This is a genomic window from Mesorhizobium sp. M7A.F.Ca.CA.001.10.2.1, assembly GCF_003998575.1.
Classification (GTDB): Bacteria; Pseudomonadota; Alphaproteobacteria; order Rhizobiales; family Rhizobiaceae; genus Mesorhizobium.
The window spans coordinates 1-16,772 of sequence record NZ_RZQY01000056.1 but is presented as its reverse complement, the minus strand read 5'-3'; the positions used below and the strand labels follow the sequence as shown (position 1 = coordinate 16,772).

Annotated in this window: 16 protein-coding genes and 1 pseudogene; 7 read left to right on the top strand and 10 right to left on the bottom strand. The window is 62.3% G+C overall.

Going from position 1 to position 16,772, the window contains the following annotated elements; genetic code table 11:
• Positions 1–151: 151 nt before the first annotated feature.
• The 3 genes from urtD (at position 152) to EN964_RS06120 (ending at position 2,111) form a co-directional block, all read left to right on the top strand.
• Positions 152–898 carry an urea ABC transporter ATP-binding protein UrtD gene (gene urtD / locus EN964_RS06130; RefSeq protein ID WP_127271299.1) on the top strand — a complete coding sequence of 249 codons (747 nt, stop codon included), beginning with the start codon at positions 152–154 and terminating at the stop codon, positions 896–898.
• A 69-nt stretch (positions 899–967) separates the two neighbouring features.
• Positions 968–1,663, top strand: coding sequence for an urea ABC transporter ATP-binding subunit UrtE (gene urtE / locus EN964_RS06125; protein WP_023813006.1), 696 nt, complete (start codon positions 968–970; stop codon positions 1,661–1,663).
• Between the two features lie 271 nt (positions 1,664–1,934).
• Positions 1,935–2,111 (top strand): hypothetical protein, encoded by a 177-nt coding sequence (locus EN964_RS06120; protein ID WP_081738697.1) that lies wholly within the window; start codon positions 1,935–1,937, stop codon positions 2,109–2,111.
• 49 nt (positions 2,112–2,160) lie between these two features.
• Here EN964_RS06120 and EN964_RS06115 read toward each other — a convergent pair whose 3' ends face one another.
• From EN964_RS06115 to EN964_RS06080, 8 genes are all read right to left on the bottom strand, one after another.
• Positions 2,161–3,312 carry a GGDEF domain-containing protein gene (locus EN964_RS06115; protein ID WP_127270118.1) on the bottom strand — a complete coding sequence of 384 codons (1,152 nt, stop codon included), beginning with the start codon at positions 3,310–3,312 and terminating at the stop codon, positions 2,161–2,163.
• A 115-nt stretch (positions 3,313–3,427) separates the two neighbouring features.
• A complete protein-coding gene (locus EN964_RS06110; protein WP_127276249.1) occupies positions 3,428–4,249 on the bottom strand; it encodes a DUF72 domain-containing protein in 822 nt (273 codons plus the stop codon).
• A 23-nt stretch (positions 4,250–4,272) separates the two neighbouring features.
• The gene (locus EN964_RS06105) at positions 4,273–4,743 is read right to left on the bottom strand and encodes a GNAT family N-acetyltransferase (protein ID WP_127270122.1); all 471 of its coding nucleotides are present in this window, start codon (positions 4,741–4,743) and stop codon (positions 4,273–4,275) included.
• A gap of 31 nt (positions 4,744–4,774) precedes the next feature.
• Positions 4,775–7,696, bottom strand: a complete 2,922-nt coding sequence (gene uvrA, locus EN964_RS06100; protein WP_127271296.1) for an excinuclease ABC subunit UvrA — start codon at positions 7,694–7,696, stop codon at positions 4,775–4,777.
• A 712-nt stretch (positions 7,697–8,408) separates the two neighbouring features.
• Positions 8,409–8,705, bottom strand: a complete 297-nt coding sequence (locus EN964_RS06095) for a hypothetical protein (RefSeq protein ID WP_127270738.1) — start codon at positions 8,703–8,705, stop codon at positions 8,409–8,411.
• Between the two features lie 92 nt (positions 8,706–8,797).
• Complete coding sequence (locus EN964_RS06090) at positions 8,798–9,403, bottom strand: ATP-dependent Clp protease proteolytic subunit (RefSeq protein ID WP_127270740.1); 606 nt, start codon at positions 9,401–9,403, stop codon at positions 8,798–8,800.
• 24 nt (positions 9,404–9,427) lie between these two features.
• The gene (locus tag EN964_RS06085) at positions 9,428–9,919 is read right to left on the bottom strand and encodes an SRPBCC domain-containing protein (protein ID WP_127270741.1); all 492 of its coding nucleotides are present in this window, start codon (positions 9,917–9,919) and stop codon (positions 9,428–9,430) included.
• The gene (locus tag EN964_RS06080; RefSeq protein WP_127270743.1) at positions 9,916–10,230 is read right to left on the bottom strand and encodes a helix-turn-helix transcriptional regulator; all 315 of its coding nucleotides are present in this window, start codon (positions 10,228–10,230) and stop codon (positions 9,916–9,918) included. The genes EN964_RS06085 and EN964_RS06080 overlap by 4 nt, the downstream gene beginning before the upstream one ends.
• A 226-nt stretch (positions 10,231–10,456) precedes the next feature.
• Here EN964_RS06080 and EN964_RS06075 point away from each other — a divergent pair, with 226 nt between their 5' ends.
• Both EN964_RS06075 and EN964_RS06070 read left to right on the top strand, forming a co-directional pair.
• On the top strand, positions 10,457–10,978 hold the full coding sequence (locus tag EN964_RS06075; protein ID WP_127270744.1) for a single-stranded DNA-binding protein: 522 nt from the start codon (positions 10,457–10,459) through the stop codon (positions 10,976–10,978).
• Between the two features lie 117 nt (positions 10,979–11,095).
• Positions 11,096–11,521: an OsmC family protein gene (locus EN964_RS06070; RefSeq protein ID WP_127270746.1), complete on the top strand. Its 426-nt coding sequence runs from the start codon at positions 11,096–11,098 to the stop codon at positions 11,519–11,521.
• 94 nt (positions 11,522–11,615) lie between these two features.
• On the opposite strand, the gene EN964_RS06065 is transcribed toward EN964_RS06070, so the two are convergent.
• Together EN964_RS06065 and EN964_RS06060 are read right to left on the bottom strand one after the other, a co-directional pair.
• Positions 11,616–12,245: a MarC family protein gene (locus tag EN964_RS06065; protein ID WP_013531832.1), complete on the bottom strand. Its 630-nt coding sequence runs from the start codon at positions 12,243–12,245 to the stop codon at positions 11,616–11,618.
• Positions 12,246–12,400: 155 nt separating this feature from the next.
• Positions 12,401–12,931, bottom strand: coding sequence for a hypothetical protein (locus EN964_RS06060; protein ID WP_127269843.1), 531 nt, complete (start codon positions 12,929–12,931; stop codon positions 12,401–12,403).
• Positions 12,932–13,016: 85 nt separating this feature from the next.
• On the opposite strand from EN964_RS06060, the pseudogene EN964_RS06055 reads away from it, so the two are divergent.
• Together EN964_RS06055 and gyrA are read left to right on the top strand one after the other, a co-directional pair.
• Positions 13,017–13,832: pseudogene (locus EN964_RS06055) on the top strand (helix-turn-helix transcriptional regulator); the annotation flags it as partial.
• A gap of 229 nt (positions 13,833–14,061) precedes the next feature.
• Positions 14,062–16,772: DNA gyrase subunit A (gene gyrA / locus EN964_RS06050; protein WP_127276247.1), on the top strand; the 2,711-nt coding region annotated here is incomplete at its 3' end.

Here is a 16,772-nt window from a genome sequence, read left to right as displayed (position 1 = left end):
CGCCAAGGCGTTGCGGGCAGCTTCGATTGCCGAGGAAGCCGGCAGCGACCCCGACGTTCCGCCGCCGGCGAAAATCGTTCGCAGCGAGGCGAGAAAGCCCGGCGACTGGTCAGCCAGCAACCCCGAACCGCAGCCGGCGGAGTGAGCGACCATGTCAAAGTCGAACACGATCCTTTATCTCGACGGCGTCTCGGTCTCCTTCGATGGTTTTCGCGCCATCAACAATCTGTCGCTGGTGCTCGACAAGGGTGAGATGCGCGCCATCATCGGCCCCAACGGCGCCGGCAAGACGACGATGATGGACATCGTCACCGGCAAGACGCGGCCCGACGAAGGCGACGTGTTCTTCGACGGCCAGGTCGATCTGACCAAGCATGACGAGGCCGAAATCGCCATGATGGGCATCGGCCGCAAGTTTCAGAAGCCGACCGTGTTCGAAAGCCACACGATCGAGGAAAACCTGATGTTGGCGCTGAAGGGACCGCGCTCGATCTTCCCGGCGCTGTTCCATCGCCGCTCGACCGCCGAGACGCGGCAGATCGATGACATTCTCGGCATCATCCGGCTTGGCGACAAGCGTGACGAATTGGCGGCCAATCTGAGCCATGGACAAAAGCAGTGGCTCGAGATCGGCATGCTCCTGGCGCAGGACCCGAAACTGCTTCTGGTCGACGAACCGGTCGCCGGCATGACCGATGCCGAGACCGAGGAGACCGCGCGGCTGCTCAAGGATATCGCCCGCGACCATTCGGTCATCGTCGTCGAGCATGACATGCATTTCGTGCGCGAGCTCGGCGTCAAGGTCACCTGCCTGCATGAGGGCTCGGTGCTCTCGGAAGGCACACTCGATTTCGTGTCGGCCGACGAGCGTGTCGTCGAAGTCTATCTGGGGAGATGAGCATGGTCTGGCGGGTGCAGTTCCATCATTTCGATCTGTCGTTTCTGCGGTTCTGGAAAAGGCGCTGACATGCTCGAAGTTTCCAATGCCACGCTGCACTACGGCGCCGCCCAGGCGCTGCGCGGCGTGTCGCTGAAGGCGGGCGCCGGCAAGATCACCTGCGTGCTCGGCCGCAACGGCGTCGGCAAGACCAGTTTGATGAGATCGATCGTCGGCCACCACCGGCTGACGAGCGGAAGCGTTGCCTTCGAGGGGAAGGCGCTCGACCGGAGCGCGGCGTATGACCGCGCCCGGTCGGGCATCGCATTCGTACCGCAGGGCAGGGAGGTCTTTCCGCTGCTCACCGTGCGGGAGAACCTGGAATCAGGCTTCGCGCCGCTGAAACGGGCCGACCGCAACATTCCGGCGCATGTCTTCGAATTGTTCCCGGTGCTGAAGCAGATGCTCGGCCGCCGCGGCGGTGATCTTTCCGGCGGCCAGCAGCAGCAGCTCGCCATCGGACGGGCGCTGGTGATGCGGCCGAAACTGCTGGTGCTCGACGAGCCGACCGAGGGCATCCAGCCGTCGATCATCAAGGACATCGGCCGCGCCATCCGCTACCTGCGTGACCAGGCCGGCATCGCCGTGCTTCTGGTCGAACAATATCTCGATTTCTGTCGCGAGTTGGCCGACGAGGTCAACATCATGGACCGTGGCGTGATCGTCCATACCGGTCCGGCGGAAGATCTGGACCGTGCTGATGTCAGGAAGTTCCTGACGGTCTAGAATCGCCAACGCACTTCAGTTGACGATCCGAAGTCCTTGGCAAGTCCAGTATTTCTCCGGCCCTGCACCAGCCTCTCTGGTGCATCGGCAACTGCGTGCTAGTCTTTTCCTAGGCTTTTGTGAGTCGGCCGCTTCCGTACCAGTCTGGTTTATCGCAGATCGAGGAGCACGGCCAATGCCGGGCAAGTTTCACGCAAGCAAGGCTGCCTAGCTTCCCTCCTGCGATCTCTGTCGTTCAAACGCGTTTGGGCACACAGGCTAAGGGACAGCCATGGAACGTTACGTCGAGGATTACCAGAAGCGGCGGCTTATCGAACGTGTCGATATCATCGCTGCCATCAACATCTTGAGATCACAGGGCTGCGATTACGACGATCTGATCGAGGAGATCACCAAGGTCTTCTATGTCGATCTCGATACCTTCAATGAGATTGTCATGGCGGCCTAGGAGCTGCATTCGTCTCGCCACGATCAGAGGCCGGTGTTGACACACGCGATCAGCCTGCGCGCTTGAACGGAGAAGCGGTGACGCGGTTGCGGCCGGCGCGCTTGGCGTCGTAGAGCGCCTTGTCGGCGGCATTGAGCACCTTGTCGAAGCCGAGGCCTTCCTTGGTGCCGAAAGCAAATCCGGCACTGACCGTGCATATCAGCGAGCCTGTCTCGGTTTCGATGTGGTGCGCGGCGAAAGCTGCCCGGATGGCCTCGGCGGTGGCCTCCACCGTTTCGGGCAAGGTCCGCTTCAGCACCAGCGCGAATTCCTCGCCGCCCATGCGCGCGGCGACATCACCCGGGCGAAGATTGCTGGCGAGTTCCCGTGCAAATACCTTCAGCACCTCATCGCCGGCGGCGTGGCCGAATTCGTCGTTGATGGCCTTGAAGTTGTCGAGGTCGAAGACGACCACCGCCGTGAAGGCACCGACCGGCGCATCGCCGTGCAGGTCGAATAGGGCGCGGCGGTTGAGCAGGCCGGTCAGCGGGTCGGTCAGGGCATTGTGGCGGTGATGCCGGGCCAGACGCCCTTGGTTCAGGGCCAGGGAAAGCGCTCCGATGCCGGTCATGCTGGCGATAACGATGATGAGGCTCAGTTCCTCGGCCCAGTTGCTTGGCGCATGTCCAAGGACCAGCTTTCCCTCCCAGGCCAAAACCATGGCGCAGAGAGCGAAGGATGCGGCCGTGGCCGAATAGAGCGCGGTGATACCGGTTGTCAGGGCAGGGGCTTCGTCGCGGCCTTTCCAGTATTCGACCGCCGTTGCGAACAGAAGCAAGGCGGCGAAGGCATTTTCGAACATGAAGCCCAGCCCGTCATAGCCTAGAGCCATGGGAGGCAATGTCACGGCCAGTGAAATGGCGCTGCCAAACGCCGTTCGCGGCACTGGCGAGCCGCCGGTTCTGAACTGGTAGGCCGCGCCCAGCATTGTCGAGAAACCGAGCAGGAGGAAAGCCAGCGTGGCGATGCCCAGCAGGCGCCCGGGCATATCGATATAGGCGTCATAGAAAAAAATATCGCCGACCACGAACACCAGGCTGACCGCCCATGTCAGCAGGAACTTTTCCGAGCGAGCGGTCAGCCACATGCCAAACAAGGTCAGGCTCAGGCAGGCAGCGGAAAAACCGACAGCCAGCAGAAGTGAAGTGTAGTCGAGCGACATGCCCCTCGTCCTTGCCCGCGGCGGCCCAGATTTGCGACTGGTTCAGCTGGATTCATGCAGCAAGGAGGTATCGATAAGGTTACGACGATGGCGAAGATGCCATGATTCCGCAGCGTCAGGGCACCGACAGATCCTGGTCCACCCGCTTCATCAGTGCCATGGCGCCGAACGGCGCGCGCACCTTGCCCTCCGTGATGAAGTAGACGAACACGTCGCGCGGCTTGACCGGCGCATCGGTGGCGGGGTCGGCGCGCCGCAGGTCGGCCGGCTGCTTGCCTTGCGCCCAGATCTTTACCCGCGCGGCCCATTCATCGAGGCCTTTCGGCGTGTAGCAGTCGGGATTGTCATCGCTGCCGGTCTGCAGCCGGGCGTAGACGAAATCGGCGGTGACGTCGGCGATATCGGGATATTTGGCATGGTCGGCGTAGACGATCGCGGCCTTGTATTTTCGGGCAAGTGCTGCGAATTCCGGCACGACAAAACTGTCGTTGCGGACTTCGAGCGCATGGCGCAGCGCAACGCCGTCCTGATTTTCCGGCAGCAGTTTCAAAAAGGCTTCGAAATCGTCCGGATCGAATTTCTTGGTCGGCGCGAACTGCCACAGGATCGGCCCGAGCTTTTCCCCGAGTGCGGCAACGCCCGAGCCGAGGAAGCGCGTCATCGATTCGCCGGCCTCGCCCAGCACGCGCCGGTTGGTGACGAAGCGGTTGCCCTTTAGCGAGTACACGAAACCGTCCGGCGCCTCGTTGGCCCATTTGACGAAGGTCGGTTCCTTGAAGCTGGAATAGTAAGTGCCGTTGACCTCGATGCTCGGCACCTGGCGAGTGGCGTAGTTCAGCTGCTTGGCCTTGGAGAGCTTGTCGGGATAGAAGGACGTATCCCAAGGCTCAAAGGTCCAGCCGCCCATGCCGGCGCGGATCGTTCCCGATGTGCTCATTGTCATCCTCCCAAGTTCAGAAATCAGGCCGCTGTGCTCTCGTGGACCGATTTCGCCATGTCGACCAGCACCCATCCCGGCCGGTAGGGATTGGGCCGGCGACCCGTTTCGTGGAAACCATAGGCCAGATAGAGCGCGATGTTCCGTTCCATCCTGGCGTTGGTGTAAAGCCGCACCTCGGGCAGGCCCCAGAGACGGGTCAGCTCATCCGCGTGTTTCAGCAGCGCAATGCCGAAGCCCTTGCCCTGAAAGTCAGGAGAGACCGCGACGGAGAAGATCATCGCGTGGTCGTCATGCCGTTCCAGCGTGATCAGTCCGGCAAGTCCGCCGCCACTTTCCAACACCCACACCTCACCACGCGCGATGCGCGGCGCGTAGTCCTCGGTGACTGGGATCGGCGGTGCGCCTAACAGTGCAGTGTAAGGCGCATAGGCCGCTTGCGTCAGCGAGACGACGGTTTGGAGATCACCGGCAAGCGCTCTTCTGATTTTCATTCAAAAGCTCTCCAGGCGCCAACCGGTCCGATCACTCCGCCGCTTCGCGCTTGCCTCCGGGGCGCCGCTCCAGAAGCTCCTTGAGGAACTGGCCGGTGTAGCTGCGCTTCTCGCGCACGATCGCTTCCGGCGTGCCGGAGGCAACCAGTTCGCCGCCGCCGTCGCCGCCTTCGGGGCCGAGGTCGAGCACCCAGTCGGCGGTCTTGATCACTTCGAGATTGTGCTCGATGACCACCACCGTGTTGCCCTGGTCGACCAGTTCATGCAGCACTTCCAACAGCTTGGCGACGTCGTGGAAATGCAGGCCGGTGGTCGGCTCGTCGAGGATATAGAGCGTCTTGCCAGTTGCCTTGCGCGACAGTTCCTTGGCCAGCTTGATGCGCTGCGCCTCGCCGCCTGACAGCGTCGTCGCCTGCTGGCCGATATGGATGTAGCCAAGGCCGACCTGCTTCAGCGTGTCGAGCTTGTCGCGCACGCCGGGCACGGCGGCGAAGAAGTCGACGCCTTCCTCGACCGTCATGTCGAGCACATCGGCGATCGACTTGCCCTTGAACACGACGTCGAGCGTCTCTCTGTTGTAACGCTTGCCGTGGCAGACGTCGCAGGTGACGTAGACGTCGGGCAAAAAGTGCATCTCGATCTTGATGACGCCGTCGCCCTGGCAGGCTTCGCAGCGGCCACCCTTAACGTTGAAGGAGAAGCGGCCGGGCTGGTAGCCGCGCGCTTTGGCCTCCGGCAGGCCGGCGAACCAGTCGCGGATTGGCGTGAAGGCGCCGGTATAGGTGGCGGGGTTCGAACGCGGAGTCCTGCCAATGGGCGACTGGTCGATGTCGATGACCTTGTCGAGGAATTCGAGGCCCTCGATGCGGTCGTGGTCGGCCGGGTGCTCGCGCGAGCCCATGATGCGGCGCGAGGCAGCCTTGAACAGGGTTTCGATCAGGAAGGTCGACTTGCCGCCGCCCGACACGCCGGTGACGGCGGTGAAGGTGCCGAGCGGTATTTCGGCGGTGACGTTCTTCAGATTGTTGCCGCGCGCGCCGACGATCTTCAGGCGGCGGTTCTTCTTCGCTTCACGCCGCACGCCGGGCGTCGCCACTTCGAGCGCGCCGGACAGATATTTGCCGGTGATCGAATTGGGATTGGCCATAACCTGCTGCGGGGTGCCCTGGGCGATGATTTCGCCGCCATGGATGCCGGCGGCCGGACCCATGTCGACGACATAGTCGGCATGCAGGATGGCGTCCTCGTCATGCTCGACGACGATCACCGTGTTGCCGATGTCGCGCAGGTGCTTCAGCGTATCGAGCAGGCGGGCATTGTCGCGCTGGTGCAGGCCGATCGACGGCTCGTCCAGCACATAGAGCACGCCCGTGAGACCGGAGCCGATCTGCGATGCCAGCCGGATGCGCTGGCTCTCGCCGCCCGACAGCGTGCCGGAATTGCGCGACAGCGTCAGGTAGTCGAGCCCGACATCGTTGAGGAAGCGCAGCCGCTCGCGGATCTCCTTGAGCACCCGCACCGCGATCTCGTTCTGCTTGTCGTTGAGCGACGCGGGCAGGTCGGTGAACCACTGGTCGGCCTTGCGGATGGAAAGCTCGGTGACTTCGCCGATATGTCTGCCTGCGATCTTCACCGCCAGCGACTCCGGCTTCAGCCGATACCCCTTGCAGGCCGGGCAGGGCGTGGCCGACATGAAGCGCTCGATCTCTTCACGCATCCAGGCGGATTCGGTCTCTTTCCAGCGCCGCTCGAGATTGGGAATGACGCCTTCAAAGGTCTTGGTGGTCTTGTAGGAGCGCAGGCCGTCATCATACTGGAAGGTGATTTCGCGCTCACCCGTGCCGTGCAGGATAGCTTCCTTGGCCTCTTCGGACAAATCCTTGAACTTGTCGCCAAGCTTGAAGCCATAGGCCTTGCCCAGCGCTTCCAGCGTTTGCGCGTAATAGGGGGACGTCGATTTCGCCCACGGGCTGACGGCGCCGTCGCGCAGCGAGATGTTCTCGTCCGGCACGATCAGATTGCCGTCGATGGCGCGCTGGCTGCCGAGACCGTCACAGGTCGGGCAGGCGCCGAACGGGTTGTTGAACGAGAATAGCCGCGGTTCGATTTCCGGAATGGTGAAGCCGGAGACCGGGCAAGCGAATTTTTCCGAGAACAGGATGCGCTCATGCGTCTCGTTCTTCGACTTGTTGACCGAATCCTCGCCGGTCTGGCTGGCATCGAGCGGCTTGTCTGCGAATTCGGCGACCGCCAGCCCATCGGCCAATTTCAGCGCCGTCTCGATGGAATCGGCAAGCCGCGTCGCCAGATCGCCGCGCACGACGATGCGGTCGACAACGACGTCGAGGTCATGCTTGTACTTCTTGTCCAGCGCCGGCACGTCGGCGATTTCGTAGAAGACGCCATCGACCTTGACGCGCTGAAAGCCCTTCTTCTGCAGTTCCAGCAATTCCTTGCGGTACTCGCCTTTGCGGCCGCGCACCATCGGCGCCAGGATGAACAGGCGCGTGCCTTCCTCGATCGCCAGCACGCGGTCGACCATCTGCGAAACCGTCTGGCTCTCGATCGGCAGGCCGGTGGCCGGCGAATAGGGGATGCCAACGCGGGCGAACAGCAGCCGCATATAGTCGTAGATCTCGGTGACGGTGCCGACCGTCGAACGCGGGTTCTTCGAGGTGGTCTTCTGCTCGATGGAAATGGCGGGCGACAGGCCGTCGATCTGGTCGACGTCGGGTTTCTGCATCATTTCGAGGAATTGCCGCGCGTAGGCCGACAGGCTTTCGACATAGCGGCGCTGGCCCTCGGCATAGATCGTGTCGAAGGCAAGCGATGACTTGCCGGACCCCGACAGGCCGGTCATGACAATCAGGCTGTCACGCGGCAAGTCGAGATCGACATTCTTCAGATTGTGTTCGCGCGCCCCGCGAATGGAAAGATATTTATGGTCGGCCATAGCCGGTCGCCGCCTCAGAATCTGGAATTTCCTGGAATGGCGGGTTTTCCCGGCCATCCCCTATGTAGGTAGTTTTGCCGCCACGTCGAGATACGCCACAATTCCCGACGAGAGCGTTTAAGCGTCTTTCGCGTGAACGGGCAAGCGGAAAGAACAAAGGCCGAACACGCTCCTGACAAAGCTGTGCAAAAACTGACTTGCACGTAACCTCCCGGCGATCACATTTTTCGGTAACCGGCTATTGATGGTTGACGCCACCAGCTGACGGGAGCAGTCTCCAGCAGTCAACGAAGACGGCCGTCTTTCGATGGCCTCGCCGCCCAAAGGCGGCCTGCGAGACGCCGCAGGCATTTGCGATTTGTGCTTCGAATTGACAACAATCGCAACGGACAGAGGAGCGGAGCTATGACGCCACCGGATCGTCCCCTAGGGTTCCAGTTGTCACTGGAGCCGAGGCAGGCATAAGTGCCAGGGTTCAGCGTTTTCGCCAGCCGGCAAACCGTGACCTGCCATCTCTCGTAAAAATCAGAGACTACTAGTCGGATCGTCGGCTGAATGCCGCGGTGCATCCGAAATCAAACGCCGGCAGTACACTCCCGGTAAAATTGGATTTGAGATCCAAAAAGGCCCCGTCCGTTTGCGCAAAGCACGGCGGGGCCGTTTTCATGTGCGGATTGTCTTGTGGGCGACAGGCGCAGCGCGACACGCGCTGTCAGTGGCGCGGCGGCCCGAACGAGCCGGCGCCGACATCGACGGTGATGCTGCCGGAAATCCTGACATCGGTATCGCCGATCTTGAATGTGCCGTTCTCGCCGGCTGGCAGCGCATCGTCCGGCTCTGGAGCCGGCTTGGCGATGCGGTAGTCGCCGGTCACGCCGGGCAGGGCGCCTTTTTGCGTCGACGACGAACTGTCGTCGGCAAGTGCCGCGCCGCTGATGAGGCTCGCAATGGCGAGCGCTGCAACGGCGATGACGCGGTGCAATGATCTGGACTGATGAGTGTCGGTCATCCCAGGACTATAGTGGCGCGCCGCCGATGGAACCAGACCGGCATCGTCAAATCTTCGACTACCTGCCGGACGGTCTCCGATCCGGCCCTGGCTTACGCCGCTTTCTTTCGCGTGTCGAAAACATGGTCGACGATGCCCCAGGACTGGGCCTCGCGGGCGGTCATGAAGTGGTCGCGGTCGAGCGTGCGTTCCACCTCTTCATAGCTGCGGCCGCAATGCTGCGCGTAAAGTTCGGCCATGTGCCGTTTCGTCCGGCCGATGCGCTCGGCATGGCGCTGGATGTCGGATGCCTGGCCCTGGAACCCGCCCAGCGGCTGATGCAGCAGGATAGTGGCATTCGGCAGGGAAATCCGGCGCCCCGGTGTGCCTGCCATCAGCAGGAACGAGCCCATCGAGGCGGCAAAGCCCATGCATACGGTGGACACCGGGCAGCTGATATATTGCATCGTATCGTAGATGGCGAAGCCGCTGGTCACCACGCCGCCCGGCGAGTTGATGTAGAGCGAGATCTCCTTGTCGGGATTGTCCGATTCCAGCGACAAAAGCTGCGCGCAGACCAGCGCCGAGATGTCGTCGTTGATCTCGCCGTTGATGAAGATGATGCGCTCGCGCAGCAGCCGCGAAAAGATGTCGAAGGCACGTTCGCCGCGGCTCGATTGCTCGATGACCATCGGCACCAGACTGGCAACACCGCTCATTGTCTCTCTCCGTCCGTTTTGTTTTCAGGCCGCGCGAAGCAGGAGGCGAGGCGTGTTTGCGGCGATTGGCTTAGATGACCTGTTCGCACCGAGCGAAACCCGGCAGCCGGCGCCTGCCATGGCGACGGCAGGCATGGCCTTGCGGGCAAAGCCGTCATGGACGATACGCAGATGCGTGCCGCCGGATACGGCTCGGGCAAGTGTGAAGGTGACGGTGCTGTCGAGCGGATCCTGCCTGGCTGCGTCGCCCGGCTGCTCCCGCCAGGAATAGCGCAGCAGCTTCTCGGGTTCGGCGTCGAGGATTTCGCATTCGATCGGCGTGTCCGGTCCGGCGAAGGCAAAACGGTTGCCGATCTCGGGGCTGATGTCGTTCGGCATCATCCAGGCGGCCAGCAATTCCGGTATGGTCAGGGCCCGCCAGACCTTTTCCGGCGGCTCGGCAAGCTCGTACTCGAACTCGAGCGCATCCGGGGCGTCGCCTTGGCCGTGGTTGGTCGTTGATCCCGCCTTCTTCATTGATCCATGTCCTTCAAAACCGCCTTCAGCCTTTCGATGCGCTCCGGCCAGAAGGTCCGGTAGCGTTCGATCCAGGAGAGCAAGGGGGCGAGCCCCTGCGGATCGGCGCGGTAATAGGCGTTGCGGCCGGCTCGCCGCTCGATCACCAGCCCGGCGCCACGCAGCACCGCCAGATGCTGCGACACCGCGGGCTGCGACACCATCATCCCGGTGCGCAATTCCGACACGCTCATCTCGCCGGCGGCCAGCCGCTCAAAGACGGCGCGGCGCGTCGGGTCGGCCAGTGCGCGAAAAATCTCTGCTTCGATCATGCCAAAAGCATAAGTGCATACTTATTGATTTGGCAAGCGGTCTTTTCAGGCCCATATGATCGGCTTCGGCATTGCTGCCATTCCTTGACAATAAGCAGCGACGCGGATAAGAACGAAAAGGGAACAAAAACCTTGTGGGTAAAGGCAGCCATGGCAAGCGGCGATCGCCCGCAGCCTGTAAGGTGCTGCGACAAAAATTTGTTTCGGATGAGCGCGGAGAAATATCATGGCGGGTAGCGTCAACAAGGTCATTCTGGTCGGCAATCTCGGCGCGGATCCCGAAATCCGTCGCCTGAATTCGGGTGAGCCGGTCGTCAACATCCGCATCGCCACATCGGAAAGCTGGCGCGACAAGAATTCCGGCGAACGCAAGGAAAAAACCGAGTGGCACAACGTCGTCATCTTCAATGAGGGCATCGCCAAGGTGGCGGAGCAGTATCTGAAGAAGGGCATGAAGGTTTATGTCGAGGGCCAGTTGCAGACGCGCAAATGGCAGGACCAGACCGGTGCCGACAAGTACACGACGGAAGTCGTGCTGCAGAAATTCCGCGGGGAGCTGCAGATGCTCGACGCACGCGGACAGGGCGAGGGCGGTCAGGTCGGCGGCTATACCGGTGGCGGCAGCAGCCGTGGTTCCGATTTCGGCCAGTCCAGCCCGAGCGAAGGCTTCAATCGCGGTGGCGGCGGTGCCAAGAGCGGCGGCGGCGGTGGTTCGTCGCGCGAATTGGATGACGAAATCCCGTTCTGATCGCAACAGTTATGTCGGACACAGTGCCCCGAGAGTCGTTCATGGACTTTCGGGGTTTTGCATCGTGATTGAGGCTGACCGGGCCGATCAACGAAATACGGTGAGAGGACGAGTTGGGTGAAAGCGCGGGTAAAGTGGGTCGAGGAGCGCACCTTCGTCGGGGAATCCGGCAGCGGTCACAAGGTCGTGCTCGGAACAGCGCACGGACCGGAAGGCAGGACGCCGGGTCCAAGCCCGATGGAGCTGGTGCTGATCGGCACCGGTGGCTGTTCGGCCTATGATGTCGTGCATATCCTCGAAAAGGGCCGCGAGGCGGTCGAGGACTGCGTGGTCGAGCTTGATGCCGAGCGGGCCGAAACCGAGCCAAGAGTGTTCACCCGCATCCACATGCATTTCGTCGTCAAGGGCAGGGCACTCTCCAGCGTCAAGGTGAAACGCGCGATCGACCTTTCGATCGAAAAATATTGCTCGGCCTCCGCGATGCTGGCCAAGACCGCCACGATTACCCACGATTTCGAGGTCATCGACACGACGGCGAAATAGGCAGTAGGCAGTAGGCAGTAGGCAGTAGGCAGTAGGCAGTAGGCAGTAGGCAGTAGGCAGTAGGCAGTAGGCAGTAGGCAGTAGGGACTGTCGTTCAGCCTGCTATCAGCGCCTTGATGCCGTCGGCGACGAATTGCACAGCCAGTGCCGCCAGGATGACGCCAAGCAGACGGGTCAGGATCGAGCGGCCGGTCTGGCCGAGGATGCGGTCTATGCGTTCCGACAGCACGAACACCAGATAGGTGATGGCGAGGCAGACGAAGATGATGCCGACCAGCGCCGCCTGCGCGGCAAAGCCTTGAAACGAGCCGGAAAGCAGCACAGTTGCCGAAATGGCACCAGGGCCCGCGATCAGTGGGATCGCCAGCGGGAAGGCGGCGATGTTGTGGATCATGTCCTTGGTGATGGCGACGTCGCCGATCTTCTCCTTGCGGTCCTGCCGGCGCTCGAACACCATCTCGAAGGCGATGAAGAACAGCAGGAAACCGCCGGCGACGCGGAAGGCCGGCAACGTTATGCCGAACACCGACAGGATCGAGGCCCCGGCAACCGCAAACAGCGCCATCACCAGGAAACCGATGATCGAGGCGCGCACCGAAACCTGCTGGCGCTCCTCACGGTTCATGCCGCGCGTCACGGCGAGGAACAGCGGCGCCAGGCCGGGCGGGTCGATGGTCACGAGAATGGTGACGAAAGCGTTGAACAGGCTGTCGAAACTCGGCATCTCTGACCCTCCCGCCGGGCTGTGCCCGTGCCAGAATATTGGTAGAGCAAAGCCCGTTCGGTGGGAACCGTTCGTGAGAAAGTGGTTGATGCGGGACAGAGGGCAGCGCGAAGGATCGCGACGCTTTTATTCTGGGCTGCTGCAATCCTCGGAGATCAAACCGCTCGCCGCGCCAGGAACTCGACTTCCAGCCGCCATGTCGCGCCATTGTCTTGCGAGCGTTCGCCCAGCCAGCGGAAGGAGTTTTCGGTGATGCGTGAAAAGCTCCAGCGTACCGAGCTGCCGGTGTCGTCGGCGCCCACTTGCACGATCGTGTCACCCTCGGCGCGGCCGAGCTGGCGGCTGAAATACTGGTTGCGCGGGTCGCTCCAGAAGATGTGCCAGGCATCCGCGCCGGGATCATAGACGCGCAGCGTCGTGCCGTAAAAAGTCCATGTGCCCAAGGATGGCGATGGACCGGCGTCCCGCGCGGGCAGGATCCACACGTCCTGGATCGCCCGGCCTTCCAGCACCCAGCCGAAATGCACCTCGCCACGCCCTGTCAGCACAGTGCCGTCCTCGAGGTGGCGCGAGGCCTCAAACGTCCAGGCGCCGACGAAGCGGCCGTAAAGGCTCAGTTTTTCGGCAAGCCCTTCGATCGGTCCGGAGCTATGCAGGGCTTCGGCAAACGAGGATTGATCGAACATGGCTGCGGCCTCTTCTTGTCAGGAGACCGTTAGGAGTAGGCGGTGACGGGGTTCTGGGCTTGGGAAAAATTGCTATATTTCGACTATGACGACGACCACGCATAGTCTCGCATTCGGAGCCGGTTGGCACGTGACGGACGTCATTTGCACGGCCGGCGCCGGCGACCGGCCGTTCGAGGAAGCGCATCAGGATTTCTGCGTCGCTGCGGTCACCAGCGGCACGTTTCGCTACCGCGCCCAGCAAGGCACGGCGATGCTGGCGCCCGGCGCGCTCCTGCTCGGCAATCCCGGCACATGTTACGAATGCGGGCACGAGCATGGCAGCGGCGACCGTTGCCTCTCGTTCCATTTCGATCCGGCCTACATGGAACGGATCGCAGCTGGCGTTCCGGGCGCCAGGAAGCTGGCTTTCGAGGCGGCGCGCCTGCCGCCTTTGCCGGTACTGGCGCCGCTCCTGGCCGAAGCGGAGACCGCGCGCGAGATGGCCTACATCGACGCCTTCGAGGAACTTTCCCTGCGCTTGGCCGGTGCTGCCGTGGCTACAGCCTCTGGCGCTACGCATGTCGGGCGCGCGCCCAGCCGCCGCGATCAGAAACGGGTGGCCGAGGCAGTGCGGCGGATCGAACTGGACGCCGATGGGCCTGTCTCGCTTTCAGCGCTTGCCAATGAGACAGCAACCAGTCCGTATCACTTCCTGCGCATCTTCCGGCAGGTGGCGGGCATGACGCCCTACCAATTCCTGCTCAGGACGCGATTGCACAGGGCGGCGGTGCGGCTACGCATGTCCAACGATGCGGTCTCGGCGATCGCCTTCGAGGCCGGCTTCAACGATCTGTCGACTTTCAATCGTCGTTTTCGGCGGATCATGGGGGAGACGCCGCGCAACTATCGCAGCCGCCGTGGCGCATGGGCCTTTTCTGCTTCGTCAATCGGCCCCGTGCCCGCCAAGGCAGACACGCAGGCTTTTGCGTCAGGGCGGCGAAAACCGCCTTGGCCATATCGTCGCAATCAGCGGTATCCATTTGAAATTACCACCGAAAATGACACTGGAAAAGTGCCGTGAAGGTTGGAGTTTCGGGCTTGCTTCCTATATAAGCACCAAGTGATTCCTGATTAGATTGTGATCCGATTTGACCGACCAGAAGACACCGCGCGGCGCCGACGGCGGCCCCACCGGCATCGAGCCGATATCCATCGTCGAGGAGATGCAGCGCTCCTATCTCGATTACGCTATGAGCGTGATCGTCAGCCGTGCGCTGCCGGACGTGCGCGACGGCCTGAAGCCGGTGCATCGCCGCATTCTCTTCGCCGCCCATGAGAGCGGCTACCACTGGAACCGCAAATATGTGAAGTCGGCGCGCCCGGTCGCCGACGTGATGGGTAAATACCATCCGCATGGCGACGCCTCCATCTATGACGCCTTGGTGCGCATGGCACAGGACTGGTCGCTGCGCGTTCCGTTGATCGACGGGCAGGGCAATTTCGGCTCCATCGACGGCGATCCGCCTGCGGCGATGCGCTACACGGAAGCGCGGCTGACCAAGGTCGCGCACGAGCTTTTGGAGGATATCGACAAGGATACCGTCGATTTCCAGGACACTTACGACGCGTCGGGCAGCGAACCGAAGGTTCTGCCGGCACGGTTTCCCAACCTTTTGGTCAACGGCTCGGGCGGCATCGCCGTCGGCATGGCGACCAACATTCCACCGCATAATCTCAGCGAAATCTGCAACGGCGCCATCGCCCTCATCGACAATCCGGCGATCGACCTGCCGGCGTTGATGGAGATCATTCCGGGACCGGATTTCCCCACCGGCGGCATCGTGCTTGGCCGTTCGGGCATCTACAACGCCTATTCGACCGGCCGTGGCTCCATCGTCATGCGCGGCAAGGTCAACATCGAACAGCGCGGCAACGACCGCGAGTCGATCATCATCACCGAGGTTCCCTACCAGGTGAACAAGTCGTCGATGATCGAGAAGATGGCTGAACTGGTGCGCGACAAGCGCATCGAGGGCATTTCCGATATCCGCGACGAGAGCGACCGCCAGGGCTACCGCGTCGTCATCGAGTTGAAGCGCGACGCCGTTGCCGACGTCATCCTCAACCAGCTCTACCGCTTCACGCCGCTGCAGACCTCCTTCGGCGCCAATATGGTGGCACTGAACGGCGGCAAGCCGGAAGTGATGAACCTGACCGATATGCTGAAGGCGTTCGTCGCCTTCCGTGAGGAGGTGATCACAAGGCGGACGAAATTCCTGCTGCGCAAGGCGCGCGACCGCGCCCATGTGCTGGTCGGTCTCGCCATCGCAGTCGCCAACATCGACGAGATCATCAAGCTGATCCGCACCGCGCCGGATCCGCAGACGGCGCGTGAGCAGTTGATGGAGCGGCGCTGGCCCTCTGGCGACGTGGAATCGCTGATCCTCCTGATCGATGACCCGCGTCACCGGATCAACGAAGACGGCACCTACAATCTGTCAGAGGAACAGGCGCGCGCCATCCTCGAACTGCGCCTGCAGCGCCTGACCGCGCTCGGCCGCGACGAGATCGCCGACGAGTTGAACACGATCGGCGCCGAAATCATCGATTACCTGGACATTTTGTCGTCCCGCGCGCGCGTCCAGCAGATCGTCAAGGACGAGCTTGCCGCCGTGCGCGACGAGTTCGGCACGCCGCGCCGCACCGAACTCACCGACGGCGGTTCGGACATGGAAGACGAGGACCTGATCCAGCGCGAGGACATGGTCGTGACGGTGAGCCATTCCGGCTACATCAAGCGCGTGCCGCTGTCGCTCTACCGGGCGCAGCGTCGCGGCGGCAAGGGCCGCTCCGGCATGTCGACCAAGGAAGAGGATTTCGTCACCCGGCTGTTCGTGGCCAACACCCACACGCCGGTGCTGTTCTTCTCCTCGCGCGGCATCGTCTACAAGGAAAAGGTCTGGCGGCTGCCGATCGGCAATCCGCAGTCACGCGGCAAGGCGCTGATCAACATGCTGCCGCTGGAGCAGGGCGAGCGCATCACCACCATCATGCCGCTGCCGGAGGACGAGGCCAGCTGGGGCGAACTTTACGTGATGTTCGCCACCACGCGCGGCACCGTGCGCCGCAACGATCTATCCGACTTCGTCCAGGTCAACCGCAACGGCAAGATCGCCATGAAGCTGGAGGAAGAAGGCGACGAGATCCTCGGCGTCGAGACCTGCACCGACAAGGACGACGTGCTGCTGACCGCCAGTTCCGGCCAGTGCATACGCTTCTCCGTCGGCGACGTGCGCGTCTTCCAGAGCCGCAATTCGGTCGGTGTGCGCGGCATAACCATGGCCGAGACCGACCGCATCATCTCGATGTCGGTGATAGAGCATGTCGATGCTTCGCCAGCGGAACGCGCCGCTTACCTGAAGCGCGCGGCGGCGGAGCGGCGGCTTGCCACGGAAACGACCGGCGAAGAGGAAGAGATCGCGCTGACCAATGAGGAGATCGGCGAGGAGACGGAGCTTTCCGACAACCGATACGAAGAGCTCAAGGCGCACGAACAGTACGTGCTGACGGTCACCGAGTTCGGCTACGGCAAGCGTTCGTCATCCTATGATTTCCGGCTGACCGGACGCGGCGGCAAAGGCATCCGCGCCACCGATGTGTCGAAGGCAGCCGAGATTGGCAGGCTGGTGGCGACGTTCCCGGTCGGCAATGACGACCAGATCATGCTGGTGTCGGACGGCGGCACCGTCATCCGGGTTCCGGTCAACGGCATCCGTTTCGCCAGCCGCGCCACCAAGGGCGTGACCATCTTCAACACGGCTGAAGGCGAAAAGGTGGTTTCGGTCGAGCGGATCTCGGA

Excerpts from the sequence above, each read along its gene's own strand:
- EN964_RS06120 (WP_081738697.1), top strand. The coding sequence starts at position 1,935 with ATGGAACGTTACGTCGAGGATTACCAGAAGCGGCGGCTTATCGAACGT.
- EN964_RS06065 (WP_013531832.1), bottom strand. The coding sequence starts at position 12,245 with ATGCCGAGTTTCGACAGCCTGTTCAACGCTTTCGTCACCATTCTCGTG.
- EN964_RS06095 (WP_127270738.1), bottom strand. The coding sequence starts at position 8,705 with ATGACCGACACTCATCAGTCCAGATCATTGCACCGCGTCATCGCCGTT.
- uvrA (WP_127271296.1), bottom strand. The coding sequence starts at position 7,696 with ATGGCCGACCATAAATATCTTTCCATTCGCGGGGCGCGCGAACACAAT.
- EN964_RS06105 (WP_127270122.1), bottom strand. The coding sequence starts at position 4,743 with ATGAAAATCAGAAGAGCGCTTGCCGGTGATCTCCAAACCGTCGTCTCG.
- urtD (WP_127271299.1), top strand. The coding sequence starts at position 152 with ATGTCAAAGTCGAACACGATCCTTTATCTCGACGGCGTCTCGGTCTCC.
- urtE (WP_023813006.1), top strand. The coding sequence starts at position 968 with ATGCTCGAAGTTTCCAATGCCACGCTGCACTACGGCGCCGCCCAGGCG.
- EN964_RS06110 (WP_127276249.1), bottom strand. The coding sequence starts at position 4,249 with ATGAGCACATCGGGAACGATCCGCGCCGGCATGGGCGGCTGGACCTTT.
- EN964_RS06080 (WP_127270743.1), bottom strand. The coding sequence starts at position 10,230 with ATGATCGAAGCAGAGATTTTTCGCGCACTGGCCGACCCGACGCGCCGC.
- EN964_RS06115 (WP_127270118.1), bottom strand. The coding sequence starts at position 3,312 with ATGTCGCTCGACTACACTTCACTTCTGCTGGCTGTCGGTTTTTCCGCT.
- EN964_RS06090 (WP_127270740.1), bottom strand. The coding sequence starts at position 9,403 with ATGAGCGGTGTTGCCAGTCTGGTGCCGATGGTCATCGAGCAATCGAGC.
- EN964_RS06075 (WP_127270744.1), top strand. The coding sequence starts at position 10,457 with ATGGCGGGTAGCGTCAACAAGGTCATTCTGGTCGGCAATCTCGGCGCG.
- EN964_RS06085 (WP_127270741.1), bottom strand. The coding sequence starts at position 9,919 with ATGAAGAAGGCGGGATCAACGACCAACCACGGCCAAGGCGACGCCCCG.
- EN964_RS06060 (WP_127269843.1), bottom strand. The coding sequence starts at position 12,931 with ATGTTCGATCAATCCTCGTTTGCCGAAGCCCTGCATAGCTCCGGACCG.